Source organism: Janthinobacterium sp. SUN176, assembly GCF_030587335.1.
Lineage (GTDB): Bacteria > Pseudomonadota > Gammaproteobacteria > Burkholderiales > Burkholderiaceae_D > Janthinobacterium > Janthinobacterium kumbetense.
Genome location: NZ_JAPWIA010000005.1, coordinates 61,021 through 81,869, shown reverse-complemented (window position 1 = coordinate 81,869; position 20,849 = coordinate 61,021). Strand labels below are relative to the sequence as shown.

Genomic DNA, 20,849 nt, shown 5'->3' with positions numbered 1-20,849 from the left:
TTCCCTGTTTTAATGCCACGCCATGACCGACTATATCGCCACCAGCGCCGGCCAGCGCGCCACCTTTTTATGCGGCAAATCCTGGACCGCCTACGTCAGCACCTTCCTCATCGCCGTGCTGCTGTTCTTTGCCGCCCTGCCGCTGGCCTTCAAGTACAACGCGCGCGCCGCCTTCGTCGTGCTGATCGGCTCGGCCCTGATCGTCGGCTACCGCCTGCTGACCATCCGCAGCTATCAGCTGTACATTGATGAGGCGGGCGTATGGCTGGCGTCCGGTATCTTGCCGTGGAAAAAGAAACTGACGGGCGTCAAATGGCGCGACATGGATGAAGCCGTCTATGAAACGAACTTCTGGAGCTGGCTGTTCCAGTCCTATACGGTACGAGTCAGCCAGCGCTACACGCAGGAAACGGAAATCCACGCCACCGGCATGGCGCGCGGCAAGGATGCCGTGGCGGCCATCAATGCGCGGCACCAGGAATTGCTGCACGGCAGCGCCATCGTCGTCTAGCGCGGCGCGCTCCCGGCGCAAAAAACTGCGCAGCGGCGGCAATTAATGCTAATCTTTGGGCCGCCCAGGCAAGCAAGGCCAACCTTTCAATAGTTGTTTGTTACTTATATTATCAGTTTATTATTTTCTGATCAGGACAAACAGCAAAATATTCAAGAGATAAACTATGCTGATAAAAAATAAAGTTGCGCTCGCCGCATTGATGATGGCCTTTACCCTGACACCGGCCAGCGCCGCCAAGAAGCCGCAGAAGCAAGGCAAGGCCAGCACCAGCAGCAGCAAGAAAAAAACCGTCGGCAAGAAAGCGGCCGTCGTCAGCGCCGCCACGGCAGCCACGGTAGCGGCCGTCGCCAGCGAGAACAGCAGCGACCGCTCCATGAATAACCTCAGCGGCCAGTTCCTTACGGCCCTGTGGCGCCTGGATCCGGAAAGCGCGATTTCGGTCGGCAAATACGATGGCGCCGCCAACCTGAGCATTCCCGACGCGGCCAGCCGCCAGAAGCAACTGGCCTTCATCGAAGAATGGCTGGGTAAATTCGGCAAGCTGAATGCGAGCAAAATGTCGGACAAGCAACGTACCGACCTGGCCTTGCTGACGAATAAACTGCAATCGGACCGCTGGTATCTGACCACCTTCCGCGAATTCGAATGGAATCCCGCCCAATACAACGTGGCCGGTTCCATCGACTTCATCCTGAACACGGAATACGCGGCCCAGCCGCAGCGCCTGCGCACCTTGCTCAAGCGCATCGCCAGCGTGCCGCAATACTATGCGGCCGCGCGCGCCAGTATCAATCACCCCACGCGCGAACACACGCAGCTGGCCATCGCCCAGAGCGCCGGCGTGCTCAGCGTGCTTGACGACCTGAACAAGACGGCACAGGGCTCCATCCTGACGCCGGTGGAAAAACAGCTGTACACCGTCCGCATCGCCGCGGCCCGCACGGCCGTGCAAGGCTACGCCGCGTGGCTGACGGAACAGGATGCCGCGCTGGCGCAGAACGGCAACGCGCGCTCCTTCCGCATCGGCAAGGAGTTGTATGAGCAGAAATTCGCCTACGATATCCAGGCCAGCGTGAGCGCCGAGCAGATGTACCAGAAAGCCCTGGCCGCGCGCGAAAAGCTGCTCGAGCACATGGATAGCCTGTCCGACGAGCTGTGGGTGAAAACCATGGGCGCCACGGCCAAGCCGGCGGACCGCACGGCAAAGATCGGCATGGTGATCGACAAGCTGTCCAGCAATCATGTGGCGCCTGCCGATTTCGTACCGGAAATCCGCCGCCAGATTCCCGAGTTGCAGGAATGGGTAACCAGCCACAACCTGCTGACGATGGACCCGAAAAAGCCCCTGGTCGTGCGCGAAACGCCCGCCTACCAGCGCGGCGTGGCCGGCGCCAGCATCGAAGCGCCCGGCCCGTATCGCCCGCAAGACCGCACCTATTACAACGTGACGCCGCTCGACGGCGAAACGCCGGAACAGGCGGAAAGCAGCTTGCGCGAGTACAACCACTGGATCTTGCAGATCCTGAATATCCACGAAGCCATCCCCGGCCACTACACGCAGCTCGTGTACGCCAACAAGTCGCCGTCGCTGGTCAAGTCCATCTTCGGCAATGGCGCCATGATCGAAGGCTGGGCCGTGTATGGCGAACGCATGATGCTCGAGTCCGGCTATGGCAATAACGCGCCGGAAATGTGGCTGATGTATTCGAAGTGGAACTTGCGCAGCGTCACCAATACCATCCTCGACTACAGCGTGCACGTGCAGGGCATGACGGAAGCGCAGGCGCTCGACCTGCTGACGCGCCAAGCCTTCCAGACCCAGCGTGAAGCCAAGGAAAAATGGCGCCGCGTGCAGCTGAGCTCGGTGCAACTGACCAGCTATTTCAGCGGCTACAGCGAAATCATGGACTTGCGCGAACAGCGCAAGCAAGCGCTGGGCAACAAATTCGTGCTGAAGGATTTCCATGAGCAATTCCTCAGCTACGGCAGCGCGCCCGTGAAAGTCATCAAGGAATTGATGAATTAACTGGCGCTCGCCGTCAGCTTGCAAAGGGTGCCGCGGCGCCCTTTTTTTTGCCTTTGCGTCAGCATTTGCGCCAGCGCAAACCGTCGCGGCCCATAGTCGTTAATCTGCTGTGAAGGCAGGCGCCACCGCACTCCTCACTGGCAATTGCCGATTTTCCTGCTAGGCTGGATACAGGAGCGTCCATGCATATGCCCATCCAGTTCGACACCCTCGATTACGCCAAACGCCTCGCCTCGGCCGGCGTGCCCACGCAACAGGCGGAAGCGCATGCGACGGCGCTGGGTGAAGTACTGGGTTCGGCCGTGGTCGTGCATGGCGAGCTGGCGGCGATGGAGCGCAATCTGCTGGGGGAAATCAAGCTGGTGGCGCAAAAGGTCGATACCAGAGTGGATGCGCTGGAACTGAAATTCGATACCAGAATAGATGCACTGGAGCAAAAATTCGACGCCCGCCTGGAACGCATGGACTTGCGCCATGGCGCCGACATGAAACACGTGTACTGGATGATGAGCACCCTGATCCTGCTCAACCTGGGCATCCTCAGCAAGCTGATGCTGCAGTAAGCACGCACTCACTTGCGCAACCATGAAAAAGCCGCTGCTCCGGAAGGAGGTCAGCGGCTTTTGCCTGCGTATCTTGCACGTGCCAGCTTGCGTCTAGGACGCTTCTTCCGGCGCCTGGGTGGCCCTAACGAAGATGGGCGCCACCAACAGGCCCAGCTCGAACAGCAGGCACATCGGGATGGCCAGCGAGAACTGGCTGACCACGTCCGGCGGTGTGACGATGGCGGCGATCACGAAGGCGCCGACGATGATATAGGGACGCACTTCCTTGAGTTTCGCGATGGAAACGAGCCCCATGCGCACGAGGATCACCACCACCACCGGTACCTCGAAGGTGGCGCCAAAGGCCAGGCACATCGACATGACGAAATCGAGGTAGTTTTCGATATCGGGCGTGACGGCGATCGACGAGGGAGAGAAATCGCTGATGAAGTGGAACACGCGGCCAAACACAAAGAAATAGCAGAAGGCCACGCCGGCCATGAACAGCAGGGACGACGAAATCACCAGCGGTGCGATCAGGCGCTTTTCATGCGTATACAGGCCGGGGGCGATGAAGGCCCACATCTGGTACAGCACCCAGGGCAAGGCGACGATGAAGGCGATCACCAGGGTCACTTTCATCGGCACCAGGAACGGCGAAATGACGCCGGTGGCGATCATTTTCGAGCCGGCCGGCAGCGAGGCGATCATCGGCGCCGCAATAAAATCGTAGATATGCGAAGGCCCGGGCCAGTAAAACAGCACGGCGCAGACGACGGCGATACCGATCGAGGCCTTGACCAGGCGGTTGCGCAGCTCGACCAGATGCGAGATAAAGGTTTCTTCCACCGGAGATTTGCTACTCATGAGTAAAAGGAGGAGGAACTGGCGCGCGGACGAAAGCGCGCCACGCGGGCGGCCGCCGACTGCACGTGCAGCTTGCCGCCATGGCGCTGCTTGTACCAGCCGGGGATGGCGGAATTGCGCACCAGCTTCTTGCGGCGGAATTCGCGCGCCTTGCGGGCCAGGTCATCGTTGGTGGCGCGCAGCATGGCTTCATGGGCGTCGTGCTGCCCCTCATACGCACTGGCATCGCCGCGCCAGGCGCTTTCCACCTCGGCCAGGTTGCCGGAGATCGAGTTTTCCACGCCATGCATGGATTTCTCCACGCTTTGCTTGACGGAATGGGCCGCATCCTGCACTTCCTTCTGCAGGTTTTTCAGCTCTTCCATTTCAATTTCGCGCGAGACTTCGGATTTCACCTGGTTCAGATAGCGTTGCGCGCGGCCATACAGGGTACCGGCCATGCGCGCCACTCTCGGCAACTTTTCAGGGCCGATGACTATCAACGCAACCACGCCGATGATGGCGATTTTAGAGAGACCGAGATCGATCATAAGCGGACAAGGGCTGTTACCGGACGAGGCAAGCGCCCCGCCACGCTATCAGAACTTGCTTTTCTCTTTCGTTTCGACGTCGATGGTGCTTTTGTCGGCCACTTGCGATGGCGCAGCAGGAGGGGTATTGGCTGCCGGGGCGTCATCTTCGCCCTTGACGCCATCCTTGAAGCCTTTGACGGCCTTGCCGATATCACCGCCGATATTGCCCAGTTTCTTGGTGCCGAAGACCAGCATCACAATGACCAGAACGATCACCCAGTGCCAAATACTCAATGAACCCATCACATTCTCCTTGCGGGACGGTGCCCGAATAGCGTCGACCAATGCCGGTAGTATACACGCGAACCCGGCGCGCAGCGAAATCAGTGTTGACCGCGCCAGGGGCGGGGACCGCCGTACACATGCATGTGCAGGTGATACACCTCTTGCCCGCCGTTCGGGCCGCTGTTGATCATGGTCTTGAAGCCGCCGGCAGGCGCGCCATCGGCGTCATACGTGACGGCGCAGCCGAACTCGGCAGCGAGCTTCGGCGCCAGGCGCAGCAGCTTGCCCAGCATCTCCGTCTGGCTGTCATCGCAGTCGGACAGGCTGGCCACGTGGCGCTTCGGGATCAACAGCAAATGCACGGGGGCGGCCGGGTTGATGTCCTTGAAGGCCAGCAAGTCCTCGTCTTCATACACGATGGTCGAGGGAATTTGTTTTGCAGCAATCTTGCAAAAAATACAGTTATCCACGCACGCTCCAATAGATCAATGTTTGTCTGTTTCGCCGGCGTCGCGCAGCTCATCCTTGCGTGCCGCCTTTTCTTCCAGGCCGGACAAGCCTTCGCGGCGCGCCAGCTCGTCGAGCACCTGCTGCGGCGTCAGGTCGAACTGCGCCAGCATCACCAAGCTGTGAAACCACAGGTCGGCGCATTCGTACAAGACCTTCGACGGGTCGTTGTCGCGACGCGCATCCTTGGCGGCCATCACCGTTTCCGTCGCTTCTTCGCCGATTTTTTTCAGGATGGCGTCATCGCCCTTGGCAAACAGGCGCGCGACATAGGAGGTGGCGGGGTCGCCGCCGTTGGCCAGCTTGCGCGATTCGATCACGGCGGCCAGGCGTTTTAACGTTTCACTCATTTGCTCTTGCTTTCCGCGTAAATCGTCTCGGGGTCTTTCAGGACGGGGTCGGTGACTTGCCATTCGCCCGTTTTTTCGTCGCCTTCGAATTTCTGGAAGAAGCACGAATGGCGGCCCGTATGGCAGGCGATGCCGCCGGCTTGTTCGATTTTCAGCAAGACCACGTCTTCATCGCAATCGAGGCGGATTTCCAGCACCTTTTGCGTGTGGCCGGATTCTTCGCCCTTGTGCCACAGTTTCTTGCGCGAACGGCTCCAGTACACGGCTTCGCCCAGTTCCACCGTGCGCGCCAGCGCGTCGCGGTTCATCCAGGCGAACATCAGCACGTCGTTGCTGCCCGCTTCCTGCGCGATCACGGGCACCAGGCCGTGCTCGTCCCATTTGACCTTTTTCAGCCACTTGGCATTGCTTGCTACGATGGTTCCGTTTTGCATGTTCTGTATCCCGGGTACTATTTTATTTACGCCAGGCGCATGGGAATGCCCTGCTGCGCCATGAACTGCTTGGCTTCCTGCACCGTGTGCTGGCCATAGTGGAAGATGCTGGCGGCCAACACGGCGTCCGCGCGGCCCACCTTGATGCCATCGACCAGGTCTTGCAAGCCGCCCACGCCTCCCGAAGCGATGACGGGGATGCTGACGGCGTCGGACACGCCGCGCGTCAGGCCCAGGTCGAAGCCCACCTTGGTGCCGTCGCGGTCCATGCTGGTGAGCAAGATTTCGCCGGCGCCCAGGCTTTCCATTTTACGCGCCCAGTCAAAGGCGTCCAGGCCCGTGGCAGTGCGTCCGCCATGGGTAAACACTTCCCACTTACCGGGCAACACTTGCTTGGCGTCGATGGCGACGACGATGCACTGCGAGCCATGCTTTTGCGACGCCTCGTACACGAGTTGGGGATTCGTCACGGCCGAGGTGTTGATGCTGACCTTGTCGGCGCCCGCGTTGAGCAGCCGGCGTACGTCTTCCACCACGCGCACGCCGCCGCCCACGGTCAGCGGAATGAACACTTGCGACGCCACGGCTTCGATGATGTCGAAGATCAGGCCGCGGTTGTCGCTCGAGGCGGTAATGTCGAGGAAGGTGATTTCATCGGCGCCCTGCTCGTCATAACGGCGGGCAATTTCCACCGGGTCGCCGGCGTCGCGCAATTCCGTGAAATTGACGCCTTTGACAACGCGGCCATTGGTCACGTCCAGGCAGGGGATGATACGTTTTGCAAGCATGATGGTATCCAGATTGTCGCCAGGCCAGGGCGTGCACGCGCACACCCCGGCCGGGCTGGCTTAAACGGCGGCGTCGGTCAGTTCGTCGGCGCGTTCCTGCGCCTGCGCCAGGTCGATCGTGCCTTCATAGATGGAACGGCCGCAGATCACGCCTTCGATGCCTTCGGCCTGGACCGCGCACAGCGCTTCCACGTCGCCGATATTGTGCAGGCCGCCCGAAGCGATGACGGGGATCTTGACGGCTTGCGCCAGCTTGACGGTGGCCTCGATATTGATGCCGCCCATCATGCCGTCGCGGCCGATGTCCGTGTAGATGATCGATTCGACGCCGTAGGCTTCGAATTTTTTCGCCAGGTCGATCACTTCGTGGCCCGACATCTTGCTCCAGCCATCCGTTGCCACTTTGCCATCTTTGGCGTCGAGGCCGACGATGATGTGGCCCGGGAAGGCACCGCAGGCATCGTGCAGGAAGCCGGGGCTTTTCACGGCCGCCGTGCCGATGATGATGTAGGTGATGCCGGCGTCGAGGTAGCGCTCGATGGTGTCGAGGTCGCGGATGCCGCCGCCCAGCTGCACGGGGATTTCCTCGATGTCATTTTCCACGGCGAAATCTTGCACGGCCTTCAGGATGGCTTTCACGGCGCCTTCGTTCTTCGGCTTGCCGGCAAAGGCGCCGTTCAGGTCGACCAGGTGCAGCCGGCGCGCGCCTTGCATCAGCCAATGGCGGGCCATCTCGGCCGGGTCTTCGGAAAATACGGTGGCAAGTTCCATATCGCCTTGTTTCAGGCGTACGCAGTGACCGTCTTTCAGGTCGATGGCGGGAATGAGCAGCATGGTCAGTGTGATTTAGAGTGAGTGAGAGGCGGAAAAAAAGCCGGGTAGCTAACGTTAAGGTTGCCAGTGAACGAAGTTCTTGTACAGCTGCAAGCCAGCGGCAGCGCTTTTTTCAGGGTGAAACTGTGTCGCGAAAATATTATCACGGGCGACGGCACAAGCAAACGGCGCGCCATAGACAGTCTCGCCCACCGTGTGCGCCGCTTCTTGAGGTTGAGCAAAATAGCTGTGCACAAAGTAAAAATAGGCGTTGTCGGCGATACCATCCCACATGACATGGGACGCCGTTTGCCGTACTTGGTTCCAGCCCATTTGCGGCACCTTGAAGCGCGAGCCGTCTTCCTGCACCTGGCCGTCGAGCTGGAAGCGCACGACTTTGCCTGGCAGCAAGCCCAAACCGGCCGCATCGCCCTCTTCGCTACCGTCGAACAACATTTGCTCGCCGATGCACACGCCCAGCACGGGCTTGCTGTCGGCAGCGCGCAGCAGCGCTTCGAGCACGCCCGATTCGCGCAGGCTGCGCATGCAGTCGGGCATGGCGCCCTGGCCCGGCAAGACGATGCGGTCAGCGCTGTCGATGTCTTGCGCCAATCCGGAAATGCGCACGTCGGCTTCCGGCGCCACGGCGCGCAGGGCCTGCGCCACCGAGCGCAGGTTGCCCATGCCGTAATCCACCACCACAATTTTATTCATGTTTGATCCCGGAATCTACAATATAGCGAGAGCGGCGCTTACAGGCTGCCCTTGGTCGATGGAATGATGCCGGCCGCGCGCTCGTCGAGCTCGGCAGCCATGCGCAGCGCGCGGCCAAAGGCCTTGAACACGGTTTCGCATTGATGGTGGGCATTCGTACCGCGCAAGTTGTCGATATGCAATGTCACGCCCGCATGGTTGACGAAGCCGCGGAAAAATTCCAGCGTCAGGTCGACATCGAAGCCGGCGATCCTGGCGCGCGTAAACGGGATGTGGTATTCGATGCCCGGGCGGCCCGAAAAATCGAGCACCACGCGCGACAGCGCCTCGTCCAGCGGCACGTACGCATGACCGTAGCGGCGGATGCCCTTCTTGTCGCCGATAGCCTTGGCCACGGCCATGCCCAGGGTGATGCCCACGTCTTCCACCGTATGGTGGTTGTCGATATGCACGTCGCCCGTCGCTTCGATATCCAGGTCGATCAAGCCGTGGCGGGCGATCTGATCCAGCATATGGTCGAGGAAGGGCACGCCGGTATTGAGCTTTTGCTGGCCCGTGCCATCGAGGTTGAGGGCGACGCGAACTTGCGTCTCATTGGTGTTGCGCGTGATTTCTGCGGTGCGGTTCATGGGAGGCTCTGGCGATAGGCTAAACGAGGGATGCCTTGAAGGCATCGTAAAAAAGGGAATTCTCTTCCGGGGTGCTGACGCTGATGCGCAGGCAATTGGCCAGCGCAGCATGCATTTTACTCATATTTTTAATTAAAACCCTGCGGGCAAGCAGTTTTGCGCAAACATCGTCGGAATCAGCCACACGAATCAGAAGAAAATTTGCCTTCGAGGGAAACACGGTCACGCCCGGCAGCTCCGCCAGGCGCAGCGCCAGCGTATCGCGCGCGCTGTTGAGCAGATCCGCCTGGGCATTCAACACATCGAGGTGGTCGAGCGCGAATTCGGCCGCTGTCTGCGTCAGCACATTCACGTTATACGGCGGGCGCACTTTTTCAAATTGCGCCAGCAGGGCCGGCGCGGCCGACATGTAGCCGAGGCGGATGCCGGCCAGGCCCAGTTTCGACACGGTGCGCATCACCACCAGGTTCTCGAACTCGGGCAGGCGGCCCATGAAGCTGTGCTGCGCGAACGGCTCGTACGCTTCGTCGACGACGGCGATGCCCGTGTCGCCCAGGGCGGCCAGGATGCGTTCGATGTCGGCGCTGGCAAACAGGTTGCCCGTCGGGTTGTTCGGATAGGCGAGGAATACCAGCGCCGGGCGATGCTGTTCGATGGCCGCCAGCATGGCGTCCATGTCCAGGCTGAAATCACTCTTCAAGGGCACGCCGACGAAATCCATGCCGGCGAACTGCGCCGAGCGCGCATACATGACGAAGGCCGGCACGGGCGCCAGCAGCACGGCGCGCTTGCCCGGCTCCTGGTGGGCGCACGCCATGGCCAGGATGGAAATGAGCTCATCGGAGCCGTTGCCCAGTATGACGTCGAAGCCGGCGGGCACGCCCAGCTTGGCGCAGATGGCCGCCTGCAGGCTGGCGTACGACGGCGGATAGCGGTTCAGCGCCACGCCGGCCAGGCGCGCGCCCAGCTCTTCGCGCAGCTGCGCCGGCAGCGGATACGGATTTTCCATCGCATCGAGTTTGATGTAACCGCTGGCATCGGCTACCTGATAGCTTTTGACGGCCCGCACATCGGACCGCACGGTGTTGCTGATTAACTGATCGAGGAAAGACATGCTGCAAACACTCCTGATGGAATTAAATGGAGACTAAATGACGACGTCTTCCGGCACGGCGGCGCTGCGCGCCTTGCGGGCCGGCGCTTTTTTCGCGGCGGGCGGTTTTTTCACGGCAGCCGGTTTTTTACTGGCCGCCTTGGCGGCCTTGGGCACGGCGGCGGCGGCGCGGCGCTTGGCCGGCGCCTTCTTTTCCGCCTTCGGCACGGCCGGTTCGGCCAGCTCCTGCGCCAGCGCCGCCAATCGCTGTTCGATGATGGCGCAGTAATCGGGATTCAGCTCAAAGCCGACGAAATCGCGCCCGCAGCGCTTCGCCGCCAGGGCCGTGGTGCCGCTGCCCATGAACAGGTCGAGCACCACGCCGCCGGGCGGGCACGAAGCCTTGAGCATGCGCTCGATGATTTCGAGCGGCTTTTGCGTCGGGTGGTCGGCCCGTTCCGGGTGTTCCTTGTGCAGGCGCGACACGCTCCACAAGTCTTTCGGGTTGTAGCCCACTTCCAGCCATTTGGCGCCGATGAAGATCGAGCGCGAACGGGCTTTCTTGGTGGCCGCGTCGTAGGCGATGCGCACCGCGTCAAGGTCGAAGTAGTAATCCTTGCGCTTGACGAAGAAGCCGATGGTGTCGTGCACCGATGAAAAGCTGCGCACGCTGCCGCCCATGGACGGCACGCGGCGGTCCCAGATGATTTCATTCATCATCGCCATGCGCTGTTTCAGCATGACGAAGATCTCCGGCGAATAGCGCCAGGTCAGGAAGATATACAGACTGCCGTTGGCTTTCAGCTTGGGCAGCGCCGCATCGATCCACTGCTCCGTCCAGCGCAGGTAGTCGGCCACCGACTGCTGGTCCGAGGCATTGCCGTAATCCTTGCCCAGGTTGTACGGCGGATCCGTCAGGATCAGGTCCACCGAGCCATCGGGAATGCGCGCCAGCCCCGCCAGCGCATCTTCGCAATAGACCCGGTTGACCCAGTCCGGCTGCTCCGCCAACTTCGTCATGGCTGCGGCTTCAGACGCAGTTCGGCGCTGCGCGCGTGCGCCTGCAAGCCTTCGCCATACGCCAGGGTGGCGGCGACGCGGCCCAGGGTTTGCGCGCCCGCTTCACTGACGTGGATGATGGACGAGCGCTTCTGGAAGTCGTACACGCCCAGCGGCGACGAAAAGCGCGCCGTGCGCGAGGTCGGCAGCACGTGGTTGGGACCGCAGCAATAGTCGCCCAGCGATTCGGACGAAAAGCGGCCCAGGAACATGGCGCCCGCGTGGCGGATCTGCTCGGCCCACTGCTGCGGGTTTTCCGCCGAGATTTCCAGGTGTTCCGCGGCGATGGCATTGGCGATCTCGCACGCTTCTGCCATGCTGCGCACCTTGATCAGCGCTCCGCGGTCGGCCAGCGACGTGCTGATGGTGGCCTGGCGCGGCATCGTCGGCAGCAGCTTGGCGATGCTCTCCTCGACTTGCGCGATGTAATCGGCGTCGGGGCACAGCAGGATCGCTTGCGCCAGTTCGTCGTGCTCGGCCTGCGAAAACAGGTCCATCGCGACCCAGTCGGGGTCCGTCGTGCCGTCGCACAGCACGAGGATTTCCGACGGTCCAGCGATCATGTCGATGCCGACGATGCCGAACACGCGGCGCTTGGCGGCGGCCACGTAGGCGTTGCCGGGACCGACGATCTTGTCCACGGCGGCAATCGTCTGCGTGCCGTAGGCCAGCGCGCCGACGGCTTGTGCGCCGCCGATGGTGATCACGCGCGTCACGCCGGCAATCGCGGCGGCGGCCAGCACCATCTGGTTTTTCACGCCGTCGGGCGTCGGCACGACCATGATGATTTCGCCCACGCCCGCCACATGCGCGGGAATGGCGTTCATCAGCACGGACGACGGGTAGGCGGCCTTGCCGCCCGGGACGTAGATGCCGACCCGGTCCAGCGGCGTGATCTTCTGGCCCAGCACCGTGCCATCGGGCTCGGTGTAGGTAAAGCCGCGCAATTCCTCGCGCTGGCGTTCGTGGAAGGCGCGGATGCGCTGCGCGGCGATCTGCAGCGCCTCACGCTGGGCCGACGGCAAGCCGTTCAAGGCTGCCTGCAATTCGGCTTGCGAAATATCAAACGCCGCCATTTCCGCCGCGCCGCCATGCGGGATGCGGTCGAAACGGTTGGTGTATTCCAGTACGGCGGCATCGCCGCGCGTTTTCACATCGGCCAGGATTTTTGCGACCGACGTTTCAATCGCTGCATCGGTGCCCGCCTCGAACGCCAGCAGCGTATCGAGCGATTGTTGGAAACCATCCTGGCTTGAATCGAGCTTGCGTATCTGTATCGGCATAATCGGCTTTCTGCTACTGAAGGTATCTAGGCTTGCGAAGCGCGTTCAAACGCCTCGATGATCGGCTGCAAGCGCTCGCGCTTGAGCTTGAGCGCAGCCTGGTTGACCACCAGGCGCGACGAAATTTCCATGATGTGCTCGACCTCGACGAGGTTGTTCGCGCGCAAAGTGCTGCCCGTGCTGACCAGGTCGACGATGGCGTCCGACAGGCCCACCAAGGGCGCCAGCTCCATCGAGCCATACAGCTTGATCAGGTCGACGTGCACGCCCTTGGCGGCGAAATGCTCGCGCGCCGTGTGCACGAACTTGGTGGCCACGCGCAGGCGCGCGCCCTGGTGCACGGCCTTTTCGTAGTCAAAACCGGCCTGCACCGCCACCGACATGCGGCAAGAGGCGATATTCAGGTCGATCGGCTGGTACAGGCCTTCGCCGCCGTGTTCCAGCAAGACATCCTTGCCCGCCACGCCGAAATCGGCCGCGCCGTACTGCACGTAGGTCGGCACATCGCTGGCGCGCACGATGATGACGCGCACGTTCGGATCGTTGGTGGCCAAAATCAGCTTGCGCGAGGTCTCCGGGTTTTCCAGCACCTTGATGCCGGCCGCTTCCAGCAGCGGCATGGTGTCCTCAAAAATGCGGCCTTTCGAGAGCGCCAGTATCAGCTGCGAATTGTCGCCCGTGTTCGATCCGTTCATGCTCGTTCCTTGTTATTTAATGCGTACGATGTTCGCGCCGACGGCCGACAATTTCACTTCCATGCGGTCGTAGCCGCGGTCGAGGTGATAGATGCGGTCGATCAGGGTTTCGCCATCGGCAGCCAGGGCCGCGATCACCAGCGACGCCGAGGCGCGCAGGTCGGTCGCCATCACGGGCGCGCCGCGCAGCTGCTTGACGCCGGCGATGATGGCCGTGTTGCCCTCGATGGTGATGTCGGCGCCCAGGCGGTTCATTTCCTGCACGTGCATGAAGCGGTTCTCGAAAATCGTCTCGGTGACGCGGCTGGCGCCATTGGCGATGGTGTTGACGGCCATGAACTGCGCCTGCATGTCGGTCGGGAAGCCCGGATATTCCGTGGTGCGGAAGCTGACGGGGTTCGGACGGGCCGACATCTCGGCGCGGATCCAGTCGGCGCCGAAGGTCATCGTCAGGCCCATGGCGCGCAGCTTGTCGAGCGCCGCGTCGAGGATATCGGTGCGCACGTTGCGCAAGGTGATATCGCCGCCGGTGGCCGCCACGGCGCACAGGAAGGTGCCCGTTTCGATACGGTCGGCGATCACCGCGTGCGAGGCGCCGTGCAGGGTATCGACGCCCTGGATCACCAGGCGGCTGGTGCCGATGCCGTCGATCTTCGCGCCCATGGCCACCAGCAGGTGCGCCAGGTCGGTCACTTCCGGTTCGCAGGCGGCGTTTTCCAGGATAGTCTCGCCTTCGGCCAGGGTCGCTGCCATCAGCAGGTTCTCGGTACCGGTGACGGTGATCATGTCGGTGACGATGCGCGCGCCTTTCAGCTTGGCACACTTGGCGTAGATGTAGCCCGCTTCGATGCGGATCTCGGCGCCCAGCGCTTCCAGACCCTTGATGTGCTGGTCGACGGGGCGCGAACCGATGGCGCAGCCGCCCGGCAGCGAGACCTTGGCTTCGCCGAAGCGCGCCAGCAGGGGGCCCAGCACGAGGATCGAGGCGCGCATGGTTTTCACCAGTTCATACGGCGCTTCCAGGGTGTCGATGGCGCTGCCGTTGAGAACGACGCGGTCGCCGTCCTGCTGCACTTTCAGGCCAGTCTGGCCCAGCAGCTTCAACATGGTGGCCACGTCGTGCAGGTGCGGCACGTTCGTCAGGTCCAGGTCGCCCGCGGTCAGGAGACCCGCGCACAGGATGGGCAGGGCGGCGTTTTTCGCGCCGGAGATGGCGATGTCGCCGTTCAGGCGGTTGCCGCCGTTGATGAGGAGCTTGTCCATGTGCTTATCCTTGGAATTCTTCAGGTGTCAGGGTTTTCATCGACAGCGCGTGGATTTCTTCGCGCATGCGGTCGCCCAGCGCCGCGTAGACGATCTGGTGGCGCTGGATCAGGCGCTTGCCGGCAAACGCGGGCGAAACGATCACGGCCTGGAAGTGCTGGCCATCGCCCTCCACTTCGAGGTGCGTGCATTCGAGGCCGGCTGACAGATAGCCGTGGATCAGTTCTGGAGTGGTGGTCACGATAAGTCCTTGATATTGAATAATGTAGTGATGTGATGTGCCGCAATCAACGGCGCAATGAGTGTCGTAATCAATGTCGCAAACGATAGCCGCTCTTCAGCAGGCGGATCGACGCCAGCGCCAGGATCACGAGGAAGCCGGCGACGATGGACAAGCTAAGCCACGGGCTGACGTCGGACACGCCGAAGAAGCCGTAGCGGAAACCGTCGATCATGTAAAAGAAGGGGTTCAGATGCGATACCGTCTGCCAGAACGGCGGCAGCGAGTGGATCGAATAGAACACGCCCGACAAGAAGGTGGCCGGCATGATCAGGAAGTTCTGGAAGGCGGCCAGCTGGTCGAATTTCTCGGCCCAGATGCCGGCGATCAAACCCATGGTGCCCAGCATGGCGGCGCCCAAAAAGGCGAAGACGACGATCCACAGCGGCGCGACGAACGACAGGTCGGCGAACCAGCAAGTGATGGCGAAAACGCCAAAGCCCACGGCCAGGCCGCGCGCGACGGAAGCGAGTACATACGCCGAGAAGATTTCCCAGTGCGACAAAGGCGTGAGCAGCACGAACACGAGGTTGCCCGTGATCTTGGACTGGATCAGCGAGGACGAGGAATTGGCGAACGCGTTTTGCAGCACGCTCATCATCACCAGGCCGGGAATCAGGAAGGCCGTGTAGCTGACGCCGGGGCTCGGCTCCACGCGGCCGTCGAGCACATGGCCGAACACCAGCAGGTACAGCATCGACGTGAGCACGGGCGCGGCCACGGTTTGCGTCGCCACTTTCCAGAAGCGTAGCGTCTCTTTGTAGACGAGGGTGCGAAATCCTGTCGAAATCATACGGTACCTTTATCCATGATCTGCAAGAAGATATCTTCCAGGTCGGCTTGTTGCAATTGCATTTCATCGATCTCGGCGCCCGCTTCGCGCAGGCGGGCGAGGATTTTTTCGACTTCGCTGTATTCGTTGACGCGCAGGCTGAACTTGTTCGGCGCCTGTTGTTCTTCCGGGTGCAGCACCAGGTGCTGCAGGTCGGCCGGCAGGCTGCCATTCTTGAGGTGCAGCTGCAGCTGCGAGCCGGCGATGCGGCGGATCAGGGCCGACATGGTGTCGAGCGCCACCACCTTGCCGGTTTTCAGCATGGCCACGCGTTGGCACATGGCTTGCGCCTCTTCCAGATAGTGCGTGGTCAGCACGACCGTGTGGCCGCCTTCGCGGTTCAGGCGCGAGATGAACTTCCACAGGGTCTGGCGCAATTCCACGTCGACGCCGGCCGTCGGCTCATCGAGCACGATGACGGGCGGCTTGTGCACCAGCGCCTGGGCCACGAGCACGCGGCGCTTCATGCCGCCGGACAGGGCGCGCATGTTGGTGTCGGCCTTGCCGGTCAGGTCGAGGTTTTCCATGACCTCGTCGATCCACTTGTCGTTGTTCGGCAAGCCGAAATAGCCGGACTGCAGGCGCAGGGTTTCGCGCACGGTGAAAAACGGGTCGAACACCAGCTCCTGCGGCACCACGCCCAGGTTGCGGCGCGCATTGCGGAAGTCCGTGACCACGTCGTGGCCATGGATCTTGACGGTGCCCGCGTCGGGGCGTATCAGGCCGGCGATGATGGAAATGAGGGTGGTCTTGCCGGCGCCGTTCGGGCCGAGCAGGCCGAAAAACTCGCCTTCTTCGATGGCCAGCGACACGCCGCCCAGCGCCTTGAGCGATTTATAGCTCTTTTCTACATTCGTTATTTGAATTGCGGTCATGTGCTTGTTTCAAGTGTAATGCGTCTGGTGTGATGCGCCAGTTGCCGGTGCAATGCAGGCCGGCTGGCCGGTGCAGGGCGCCCCTTCCGCAGAGGGTGGCGCAACAGTCAATTATAGTTGGAAACTTCGTGGAACACTTGGAGATCAATCCGGCGGCGCTGCTGGCCTGCCGGCTTGAAAGCTACTGCTGATGCGGGGAGTGGGACAGGATCAATGATGATGCAGGTCGGACGGGCTGCGTTCGGCGTGGCCGCCGGCGCTGGCGCAGTCGTCGGTCGTCAACGTGCTCGAAACGAGCGAGCAGACGCCATACAGCTTGGTGAGGTTTTTCAGGTTGTCCGGCAGGTTTTTCAGCTCCAGCACGCCGCCGGCATCCTGCGCGGCGCGCTGCCACGTCAGCATGACGGAGACGGCTGCCGAATCGACGGCCTTGACGTTGCGCAAGTCAAACTTCGTCTGACCCGAGCGGATGGCGTCCAGACCCTGCTCCAATGCCGAAGTGGCATTGTGCACGGTCAGGGAAGTCAGGGACTGCAAGGTGTCGAGAGAGTCGGGCATGGCGTCGGGCTGCGCTGGTCTGGAGCTGGGTCAGGAGCTATATGATAGCCGATTATTTGGCTTTGGCAGCGGGACGGCTGGCCAGGGCCTTGTTTTTTGCCTGCAAGGTCTTGATCAGGCCATCGATGCCGCCCTTGCTGATCTCGCTGGCGAAGCTGCTTTTGTACGTTTCCACCAGCCACGCGCCCAGCACGTTGATGTCATAGATCTTCCAGCCGGATGGGGTTTTCGCCACGCGGTAGTTCAGGGGCACGGGTTCGCCGCGCGCCACGTTCACCTGCGAGCGCACTTCCACTTCCGTGTCGGCCGGGTCGGCGCGCAGCGGCTTGAATTCCACGGTTTCGTTCTTGATCTGCGACAAGGCGCCCGAATACGTGTAGATCAGCAGGGTACGGAATTCGCTGGACAGCTGTTTTTGCTGGTCCGGCGTGGCGTCGCGCCAGAAGCGGCCGGCGGCCAGGGCCGTCATGCGCTGGAAATCCACGTACGGCAGGATCTTGCTTTCCACCAATTCGGTGACGCGCTTGATATCGCCAGCCTGGATGGCCTTGTCGTTCTTGGCCGTCTCGATCACGTCCTGGCTGATGCGTTTGACCAAGACGTCCGGCGCTTCCACGGCGGGAGCGGCCTGGGCGGCGGTGGCAAAGGCGATGGTGGCCATCGCCAGCAGTTGTTTCATCAATTTCATGGTTCTACCTTTCATGGTGTTGCTATGCACCGGCTGGCGTCGATCGCAGCCGTGGTGTTTCTTTACCGCAGTTTACTCCTGAGGCCTAGCCTGGGAAGCCACGGTATTGCTACCAGATGTTACGAGGTCCGCCGGCGCCACATCGGCCGCGGCCGTCGCAGGCGGCGTTTCCGCTGGGACAGGCTGCGGTTGCGCCTCATAGGCCGGCTCGTAATCGCTGGTGTCGTTTTTTGGCACTTTGCGGTCGCGGCGGTCCGTATCGCCATCGAACACCTTGCTTTCGCGCGCCTGCAGGAAGCCGTCGCGGATGAATTCATAACGGTCCAGCGCGGCCGCTTCCATCAGGTTGGTCGCGTCGAGCAGCGCGGCGCGCTTGTCGACCACGCGCGTCACCGTGCCGATATTGCGCACCGAGACAGGCTCCTTGTAGCGCCATGGGTCGCCCGTGATATCGAGCGGCAGGGCCACCGTGTCGCGCACGGTCGATGGGCCCAGCAGCGGCAGCATCACGTACGGACCAGGCTGGACGCCATACCAGCCCAGGGTCTGGCCAAAGTCTTCGTTATGCTTCGGAATGCCCGCCTGCGACGCGATGTCGATCAGGCCGAAGATGCCGAAGGTCGAGTTCATGCTGACGCGCACGACGTCTTGCAAGCCCGCCTCACCCTTGCCTTGCAGCAAGTTGTTCACGGCGCTCCACACATCGGACAAGTTGCCGAAGAAATTGCCCACACCCGTTTGCACGAACGATGGCGTGACGGTCTTGTAAGCCGTGGCGACCGGTTTCAGGGCCACCTGGTCGACGGTGTCGTTGAACTTGAACATGGCGCGGTTGTAACCCTCGAGCGGGTCGCGCGGATTGGTGCCGGTGGCGCAAGCGCTCACGCTGGCGGCGATGGCCAGGGCCAGGCCGATACGCGCCAGGCTGCCTTGGGATTGTTTGGTCGACTCGCTCATTTGCTGTCCTTTCCTTCCGCTGCCTTGCTGTAGATGAACTGATTGATCAGGTCTTCCAGCACTGTGGCCGATTGAGTACGGGCGATCTTGTCGCCCTCCGCCAGGTTCGCCAGATCGCCGCCTGCTTCCAGGCCGATATATTGCTCACCCAGCAAACCGGCCGTCAAAATCTTGGCCGAGCTGTCTTTCGGAAATTTGTAGCCATCTTCGATGTCGAGTTTCACCAGCGCCTGATACGTCTTGTCGTCAAAGCGGATCTCCGCCACGCGCCCCACCACCACGCCAGCGCCCTTGACAGGCGCCTGCGGCTTGAGGCCGCCAATATTGTCGAACTTGGCACTAATGGTATACGTCTTGCTGAAAGACAGCGAGCTCATATTGCCGGCCTTGAGCGCCAGAAACATCAATGCCGCCACACCCAGCAAGACGAACAAGCCGACCCAGACATCCAAAGATTTACGTTGCATAAACAATCCTAAATAATTTTTACTTGCTGCCGCCTGCGCAACATCTTGCCCAGGCCCGCTGTTTTGTCGCTGATCGGCAATTACTTGCTAAACATCAACGCCGTCATCATGAAATCCAGCCACCACACCATCAACGATGAAATGACCACCGTGCGCGTGGTGGCGCCGGACACGTCTTCCGGCGTCGGCTGTGCCTGGTACCCCTGGAACAGCGCGATGAAGGTCACCGCAATACCGAACACCAGGCTCTTGATGGTGCCATTGCCCACTTCTTTCCAGACATCCACGCCGCCCTGCATCTGCGACCAGAACGAGCCTTCATCGACGCCGATCAGCACCACGCCGACCAGGTAGCTGCCGATGATGCCGACGGCCGTGAAGATGGCGCCCAGGATCGGCATGGCGATCACGCCGGCCCAGAAACGGGGCGCCAGCACGCGCTGGATCGGGTTCACGGCCATCATTTCCATGGCCGACAATTGCTCGCCCGCCTTCATCAGGCCGATTTCCGCCGTCAGCGACGTGCCGGCGCGGCCGGCAAACAGCAGCGCCGTGACGACGGGGCCCAGTTCGCGCGTCAGCGACAGCGCCACCAGCAAGCCCAGCGACTGCTCGGCGCCATACGTGGTCAGCGTGTAATAGCCTTGCAAACCCAGCACCATGCCGACAAACAGGCCGGAGACGGCGGTAATCACCAAGGAGCGGTTACCGATAAAGAACAGTTGCTCAATCACCAAGCGCGGACGGCGCCACAGGCCGCCCGACGAGGCGATGATGATGAAAAACGAGCGCACGGCAAAGCCGAGGTCTTGTACCGAATTGCGCAACCATGCTCCGATCGCCGCCAGGAAACGCGCGATCATCGGCCGCCCCCCGCCTGCAAGCCCAGGTCGTCGGCCAGCGACTTGCCCGGGTAATGGAACGGTACGGGGCCATCGGCCTCGGCATTGACGAACTGCTTGACGTACGGATGCGTCGACACGGCCATCTCGGCCGGCGTGCCGTGCGCCACAATCTTGCCCGATGACAGAAAATAGACATAATCAGCGATGGCGAAACACTCCTTCACATCGTGCGATACCAGGATAGACGTGGAACCCAGCGCATCGTTCAGATTGCGGATCAAATTCGCCGTCACGCCCATGGAAATCGGGTCCAGGCCGGCGAACGGCTCGTCATACATGATCAGTTCGGGGTCGAGCGCGATGGCGCGCGCCAGCGCGACGCGGCGGCCCATGCCGCCCGAGATCTCGGCCGGCTTCAGTTGCGCCGCATTGCGCAGTCCCACGGCGTGCAGCTTCATCAGCACCAGGGTACGGATCAGCTCTTCATTCAAGTCCGTGTGTTCGCGCAGGGGGAACGCCACGTTCTCGAACGCCGTCAAGTCTGTAAACAAAGCGCCGTGCTGGAACAGCATGCCCATCTTGCGGCGCAGCTGATACAGCTCATCGGTCCCCAGCGTATGCACGATCTGGCCGTCGACATTCACGGAACCGGAACTGGGACGCAGCTGCCCGCCGATCAGGCGCAATACGGTCGTCTTGCCACTGCCGGAGCCACCCATGACGGCCACAACTTTTCCACGTGGGAAATCCATTTGAAGGCCCGATAAAATCGAACGTTCTCCATAGGCAAAGTGTAAATCACGGATCTCAACAAGATTTGGCACGACGAAGCTCACTATTTTAATGGCGTATTGTAGTGCAGAAACGCCAACCTCTGCTGAGACACCCCTCGGGACAGCCCCGTAAAGGGGAAGAATACAACACTAATGAATCGAAAGTCAGATATTGTAGTGGAAATTTGGCCCGCACA

General features: G+C 61.5%; 27 protein-coding genes. 3 read left to right on the top strand and 24 right to left on the bottom strand.

Translation table 11 applies throughout. The features are described from left to right. Nucleotides 1-22 precede the first annotated feature (22 nt). From O3299_RS24510 to O3299_RS24500, 3 genes are all read left to right on the top strand, one after another. Complete coding sequence (locus O3299_RS24510; protein WP_289907022.1) at nucleotides 23-511, top strand: hypothetical protein; 489 nt, start codon at nucleotides 23-25, stop codon at nucleotides 509-511. A gap of 169 nt (nucleotides 512-680) precedes the next feature. Continuing rightward, complete coding sequence (locus O3299_RS24505; protein ID WP_305063467.1) at nucleotides 681-2,540, top strand: DUF885 domain-containing protein; 1,860 nt, start codon at nucleotides 681-683, stop codon at nucleotides 2,538-2,540. 182 nt (nucleotides 2,541-2,722) lie between these two features. Then, on the top strand, nucleotides 2,723-3,103 hold the full coding sequence (locus tag O3299_RS24500; protein ID WP_099666085.1) for a hypothetical protein: 381 nt from the start codon (nucleotides 2,723-2,725) through the stop codon (nucleotides 3,101-3,103). A 93-nt stretch (nucleotides 3,104-3,196) separates the two neighbouring features. Here the strand turns inward: O3299_RS24500 and tatC are convergent, their stop codons facing one another. From tatC to O3299_RS24380, 24 genes are all read right to left on the bottom strand, one after another. Further along, complete coding sequence (gene tatC / locus O3299_RS24495; protein WP_289900548.1) at nucleotides 3,197-3,952, bottom strand: twin-arginine translocase subunit TatC; 756 nt, start codon at nucleotides 3,950-3,952, stop codon at nucleotides 3,197-3,199. After that, on the bottom strand, nucleotides 3,949-4,482 hold the full coding sequence (gene tatB, locus O3299_RS24490; protein ID WP_099666084.1) for a Sec-independent protein translocase protein TatB: 534 nt from the start codon (nucleotides 4,480-4,482) through the stop codon (nucleotides 3,949-3,951). Before tatB ends, tatC begins: the two co-directional genes overlap by 4 nt. 48 nt (nucleotides 4,483-4,530) lie before the next feature. After that, the gene (tatA, locus tag O3299_RS24485) at nucleotides 4,531-4,767 is read right to left on the bottom strand and encodes a Sec-independent protein translocase subunit TatA (protein WP_034780931.1); all 237 of its coding nucleotides are present in this window, start codon (nucleotides 4,765-4,767) and stop codon (nucleotides 4,531-4,533) included. A gap of 80 nt (nucleotides 4,768-4,847) precedes the next feature. Then, a complete protein-coding gene (locus O3299_RS24480) occupies nucleotides 4,848-5,219 on the bottom strand; it encodes a histidine triad nucleotide-binding protein (protein ID WP_305063382.1) in 372 nt (123 codons plus the stop codon). A 15-nt stretch (nucleotides 5,220-5,234) separates the two neighbouring features. Further along, entirely contained in the window at nucleotides 5,235-5,606 is a 372-nt protein-coding gene (locus O3299_RS24475) for a phosphoribosyl-ATP diphosphatase (RefSeq protein ID WP_034753849.1), read from the bottom strand. Continuing rightward, on the bottom strand, nucleotides 5,603-6,040 hold the full coding sequence (gene hisI / locus O3299_RS24470; protein WP_034753847.1) for a phosphoribosyl-AMP cyclohydrolase: 438 nt from the start codon (nucleotides 6,038-6,040) through the stop codon (nucleotides 5,603-5,605). Before hisI ends, O3299_RS24475 begins: the two co-directional genes overlap by 4 nt. Before the next feature lie 26 nt (nucleotides 6,041-6,066). Continuing rightward, on the bottom strand, nucleotides 6,067-6,828 hold the full coding sequence (gene hisF, locus O3299_RS24465; protein ID WP_305054674.1) for an imidazole glycerol phosphate synthase subunit HisF: 762 nt from the start codon (nucleotides 6,826-6,828) through the stop codon (nucleotides 6,067-6,069). Nucleotides 6,829-6,888: 60 nt separating this feature from the next. Further along, nucleotides 6,889-7,662 carry a 1-(5-phosphoribosyl)-5-[(5-phosphoribosylamino)methylideneamino]imidazole-4-carboxamide isomerase gene (hisA, locus tag O3299_RS24460; RefSeq protein ID WP_070219639.1) on the bottom strand — a complete coding sequence of 258 codons (774 nt, stop codon included), beginning with the start codon at nucleotides 7,660-7,662 and terminating at the stop codon, nucleotides 6,889-6,891. A 54-nt stretch (nucleotides 7,663-7,716) separates the two neighbouring features. After that, on the bottom strand, nucleotides 7,717-8,355 hold the full coding sequence (gene hisH / locus O3299_RS24455; protein ID WP_099666081.1) for an imidazole glycerol phosphate synthase subunit HisH: 639 nt from the start codon (nucleotides 8,353-8,355) through the stop codon (nucleotides 7,717-7,719). Between the two features lie 38 nt (nucleotides 8,356-8,393). Further along, entirely contained in the window at nucleotides 8,394-8,984 is a 591-nt protein-coding gene (hisB, locus tag O3299_RS24450; protein WP_305063381.1) for an imidazoleglycerol-phosphate dehydratase HisB, read from the bottom strand. A gap of 19 nt (nucleotides 8,985-9,003) precedes the next feature. Continuing rightward, nucleotides 9,004-10,098 (bottom strand): histidinol-phosphate transaminase, encoded by a 1,095-nt coding sequence (gene hisC, locus O3299_RS24445; protein ID WP_305054672.1) that lies wholly within the window; start codon nucleotides 10,096-10,098, stop codon nucleotides 9,004-9,006. A 33-nt stretch (nucleotides 10,099-10,131) separates the two neighbouring features. Continuing rightward, nucleotides 10,132-11,097 (bottom strand): site-specific DNA-methyltransferase, encoded by a 966-nt coding sequence (locus tag O3299_RS24440; protein WP_305063380.1) that lies wholly within the window; start codon nucleotides 11,095-11,097, stop codon nucleotides 10,132-10,134. Then, nucleotides 11,094-12,419 (bottom strand): histidinol dehydrogenase, encoded by a 1,326-nt coding sequence (gene hisD, locus O3299_RS24435; protein WP_077398225.1) that lies wholly within the window; start codon nucleotides 12,417-12,419, stop codon nucleotides 11,094-11,096. The genes O3299_RS24440 and hisD overlap by 4 nt, the downstream gene beginning before the upstream one ends. Before the next feature lie 26 nt (nucleotides 12,420-12,445). After that, on the bottom strand, nucleotides 12,446-13,114 hold the full coding sequence (gene hisG, locus O3299_RS24430; RefSeq protein ID WP_077398226.1) for an ATP phosphoribosyltransferase: 669 nt from the start codon (nucleotides 13,112-13,114) through the stop codon (nucleotides 12,446-12,448). Nucleotides 13,115-13,126: 12 nt separating this feature from the next. Next, nucleotides 13,127-14,377, bottom strand: coding sequence for a UDP-N-acetylglucosamine 1-carboxyvinyltransferase (gene murA / locus O3299_RS24425; RefSeq protein ID WP_099666078.1), 1,251 nt, complete (start codon nucleotides 14,375-14,377; stop codon nucleotides 13,127-13,129). 4 nt (nucleotides 14,378-14,381) lie between these two features. Then, nucleotides 14,382-14,618 carry a BolA family protein gene (locus tag O3299_RS24420; protein WP_034753824.1) on the bottom strand — a complete coding sequence of 79 codons (237 nt, stop codon included), beginning with the start codon at nucleotides 14,616-14,618 and terminating at the stop codon, nucleotides 14,382-14,384. A 70-nt stretch (nucleotides 14,619-14,688) separates the two neighbouring features. Further along, the gene (locus O3299_RS24415) at nucleotides 14,689-15,450 is read right to left on the bottom strand and encodes an ABC transporter permease (protein WP_099379209.1); all 762 of its coding nucleotides are present in this window, start codon (nucleotides 15,448-15,450) and stop codon (nucleotides 14,689-14,691) included. Beyond that, on the bottom strand, nucleotides 15,447-16,364 hold the full coding sequence (locus O3299_RS24410; RefSeq protein ID WP_077398228.1) for an ABC transporter ATP-binding protein: 918 nt from the start codon (nucleotides 16,362-16,364) through the stop codon (nucleotides 15,447-15,449). Before O3299_RS24410 ends, O3299_RS24415 begins: the two co-directional genes overlap by 4 nt. 210 nt (nucleotides 16,365-16,574) lie before the next feature. After that, the gene (locus tag O3299_RS24405) at nucleotides 16,575-16,922 is read right to left on the bottom strand and encodes a lipid asymmetry maintenance protein MlaB (RefSeq protein ID WP_077398229.1); all 348 of its coding nucleotides are present in this window, start codon (nucleotides 16,920-16,922) and stop codon (nucleotides 16,575-16,577) included. Between the two features lie 52 nt (nucleotides 16,923-16,974). Next, a complete protein-coding gene (locus O3299_RS24400; protein WP_099666076.1) occupies nucleotides 16,975-17,610 on the bottom strand; it encodes a phospholipid-binding protein MlaC in 636 nt (211 codons plus the stop codon). A gap of 72 nt (nucleotides 17,611-17,682) precedes the next feature. Next, entirely contained in the window at nucleotides 17,683-18,567 is an 885-nt protein-coding gene (locus tag O3299_RS24395; RefSeq protein ID WP_099666075.1) for a VacJ family lipoprotein, read from the bottom strand. Further along, nucleotides 18,564-19,034, bottom strand: a complete 471-nt coding sequence (mlaD, locus tag O3299_RS24390; protein WP_070346035.1) for an outer membrane lipid asymmetry maintenance protein MlaD — start codon at nucleotides 19,032-19,034, stop codon at nucleotides 18,564-18,566. The genes O3299_RS24395 and mlaD overlap by 4 nt, the downstream gene beginning before the upstream one ends. 80 nt (nucleotides 19,035-19,114) lie before the next feature. Further along, a complete protein-coding gene (gene mlaE, locus O3299_RS24385; protein ID WP_034780952.1) occupies nucleotides 19,115-19,897 on the bottom strand; it encodes a lipid asymmetry maintenance ABC transporter permease subunit MlaE in 783 nt (260 codons plus the stop codon). Continuing rightward, entirely contained in the window at nucleotides 19,894-20,703 is an 810-nt protein-coding gene (locus O3299_RS24380) for an ABC transporter ATP-binding protein (protein WP_034753922.1), read from the bottom strand. Before O3299_RS24380 ends, mlaE begins: the two co-directional genes overlap by 4 nt. Nucleotides 20,704-20,849: the final 146 nt, after the last annotated feature.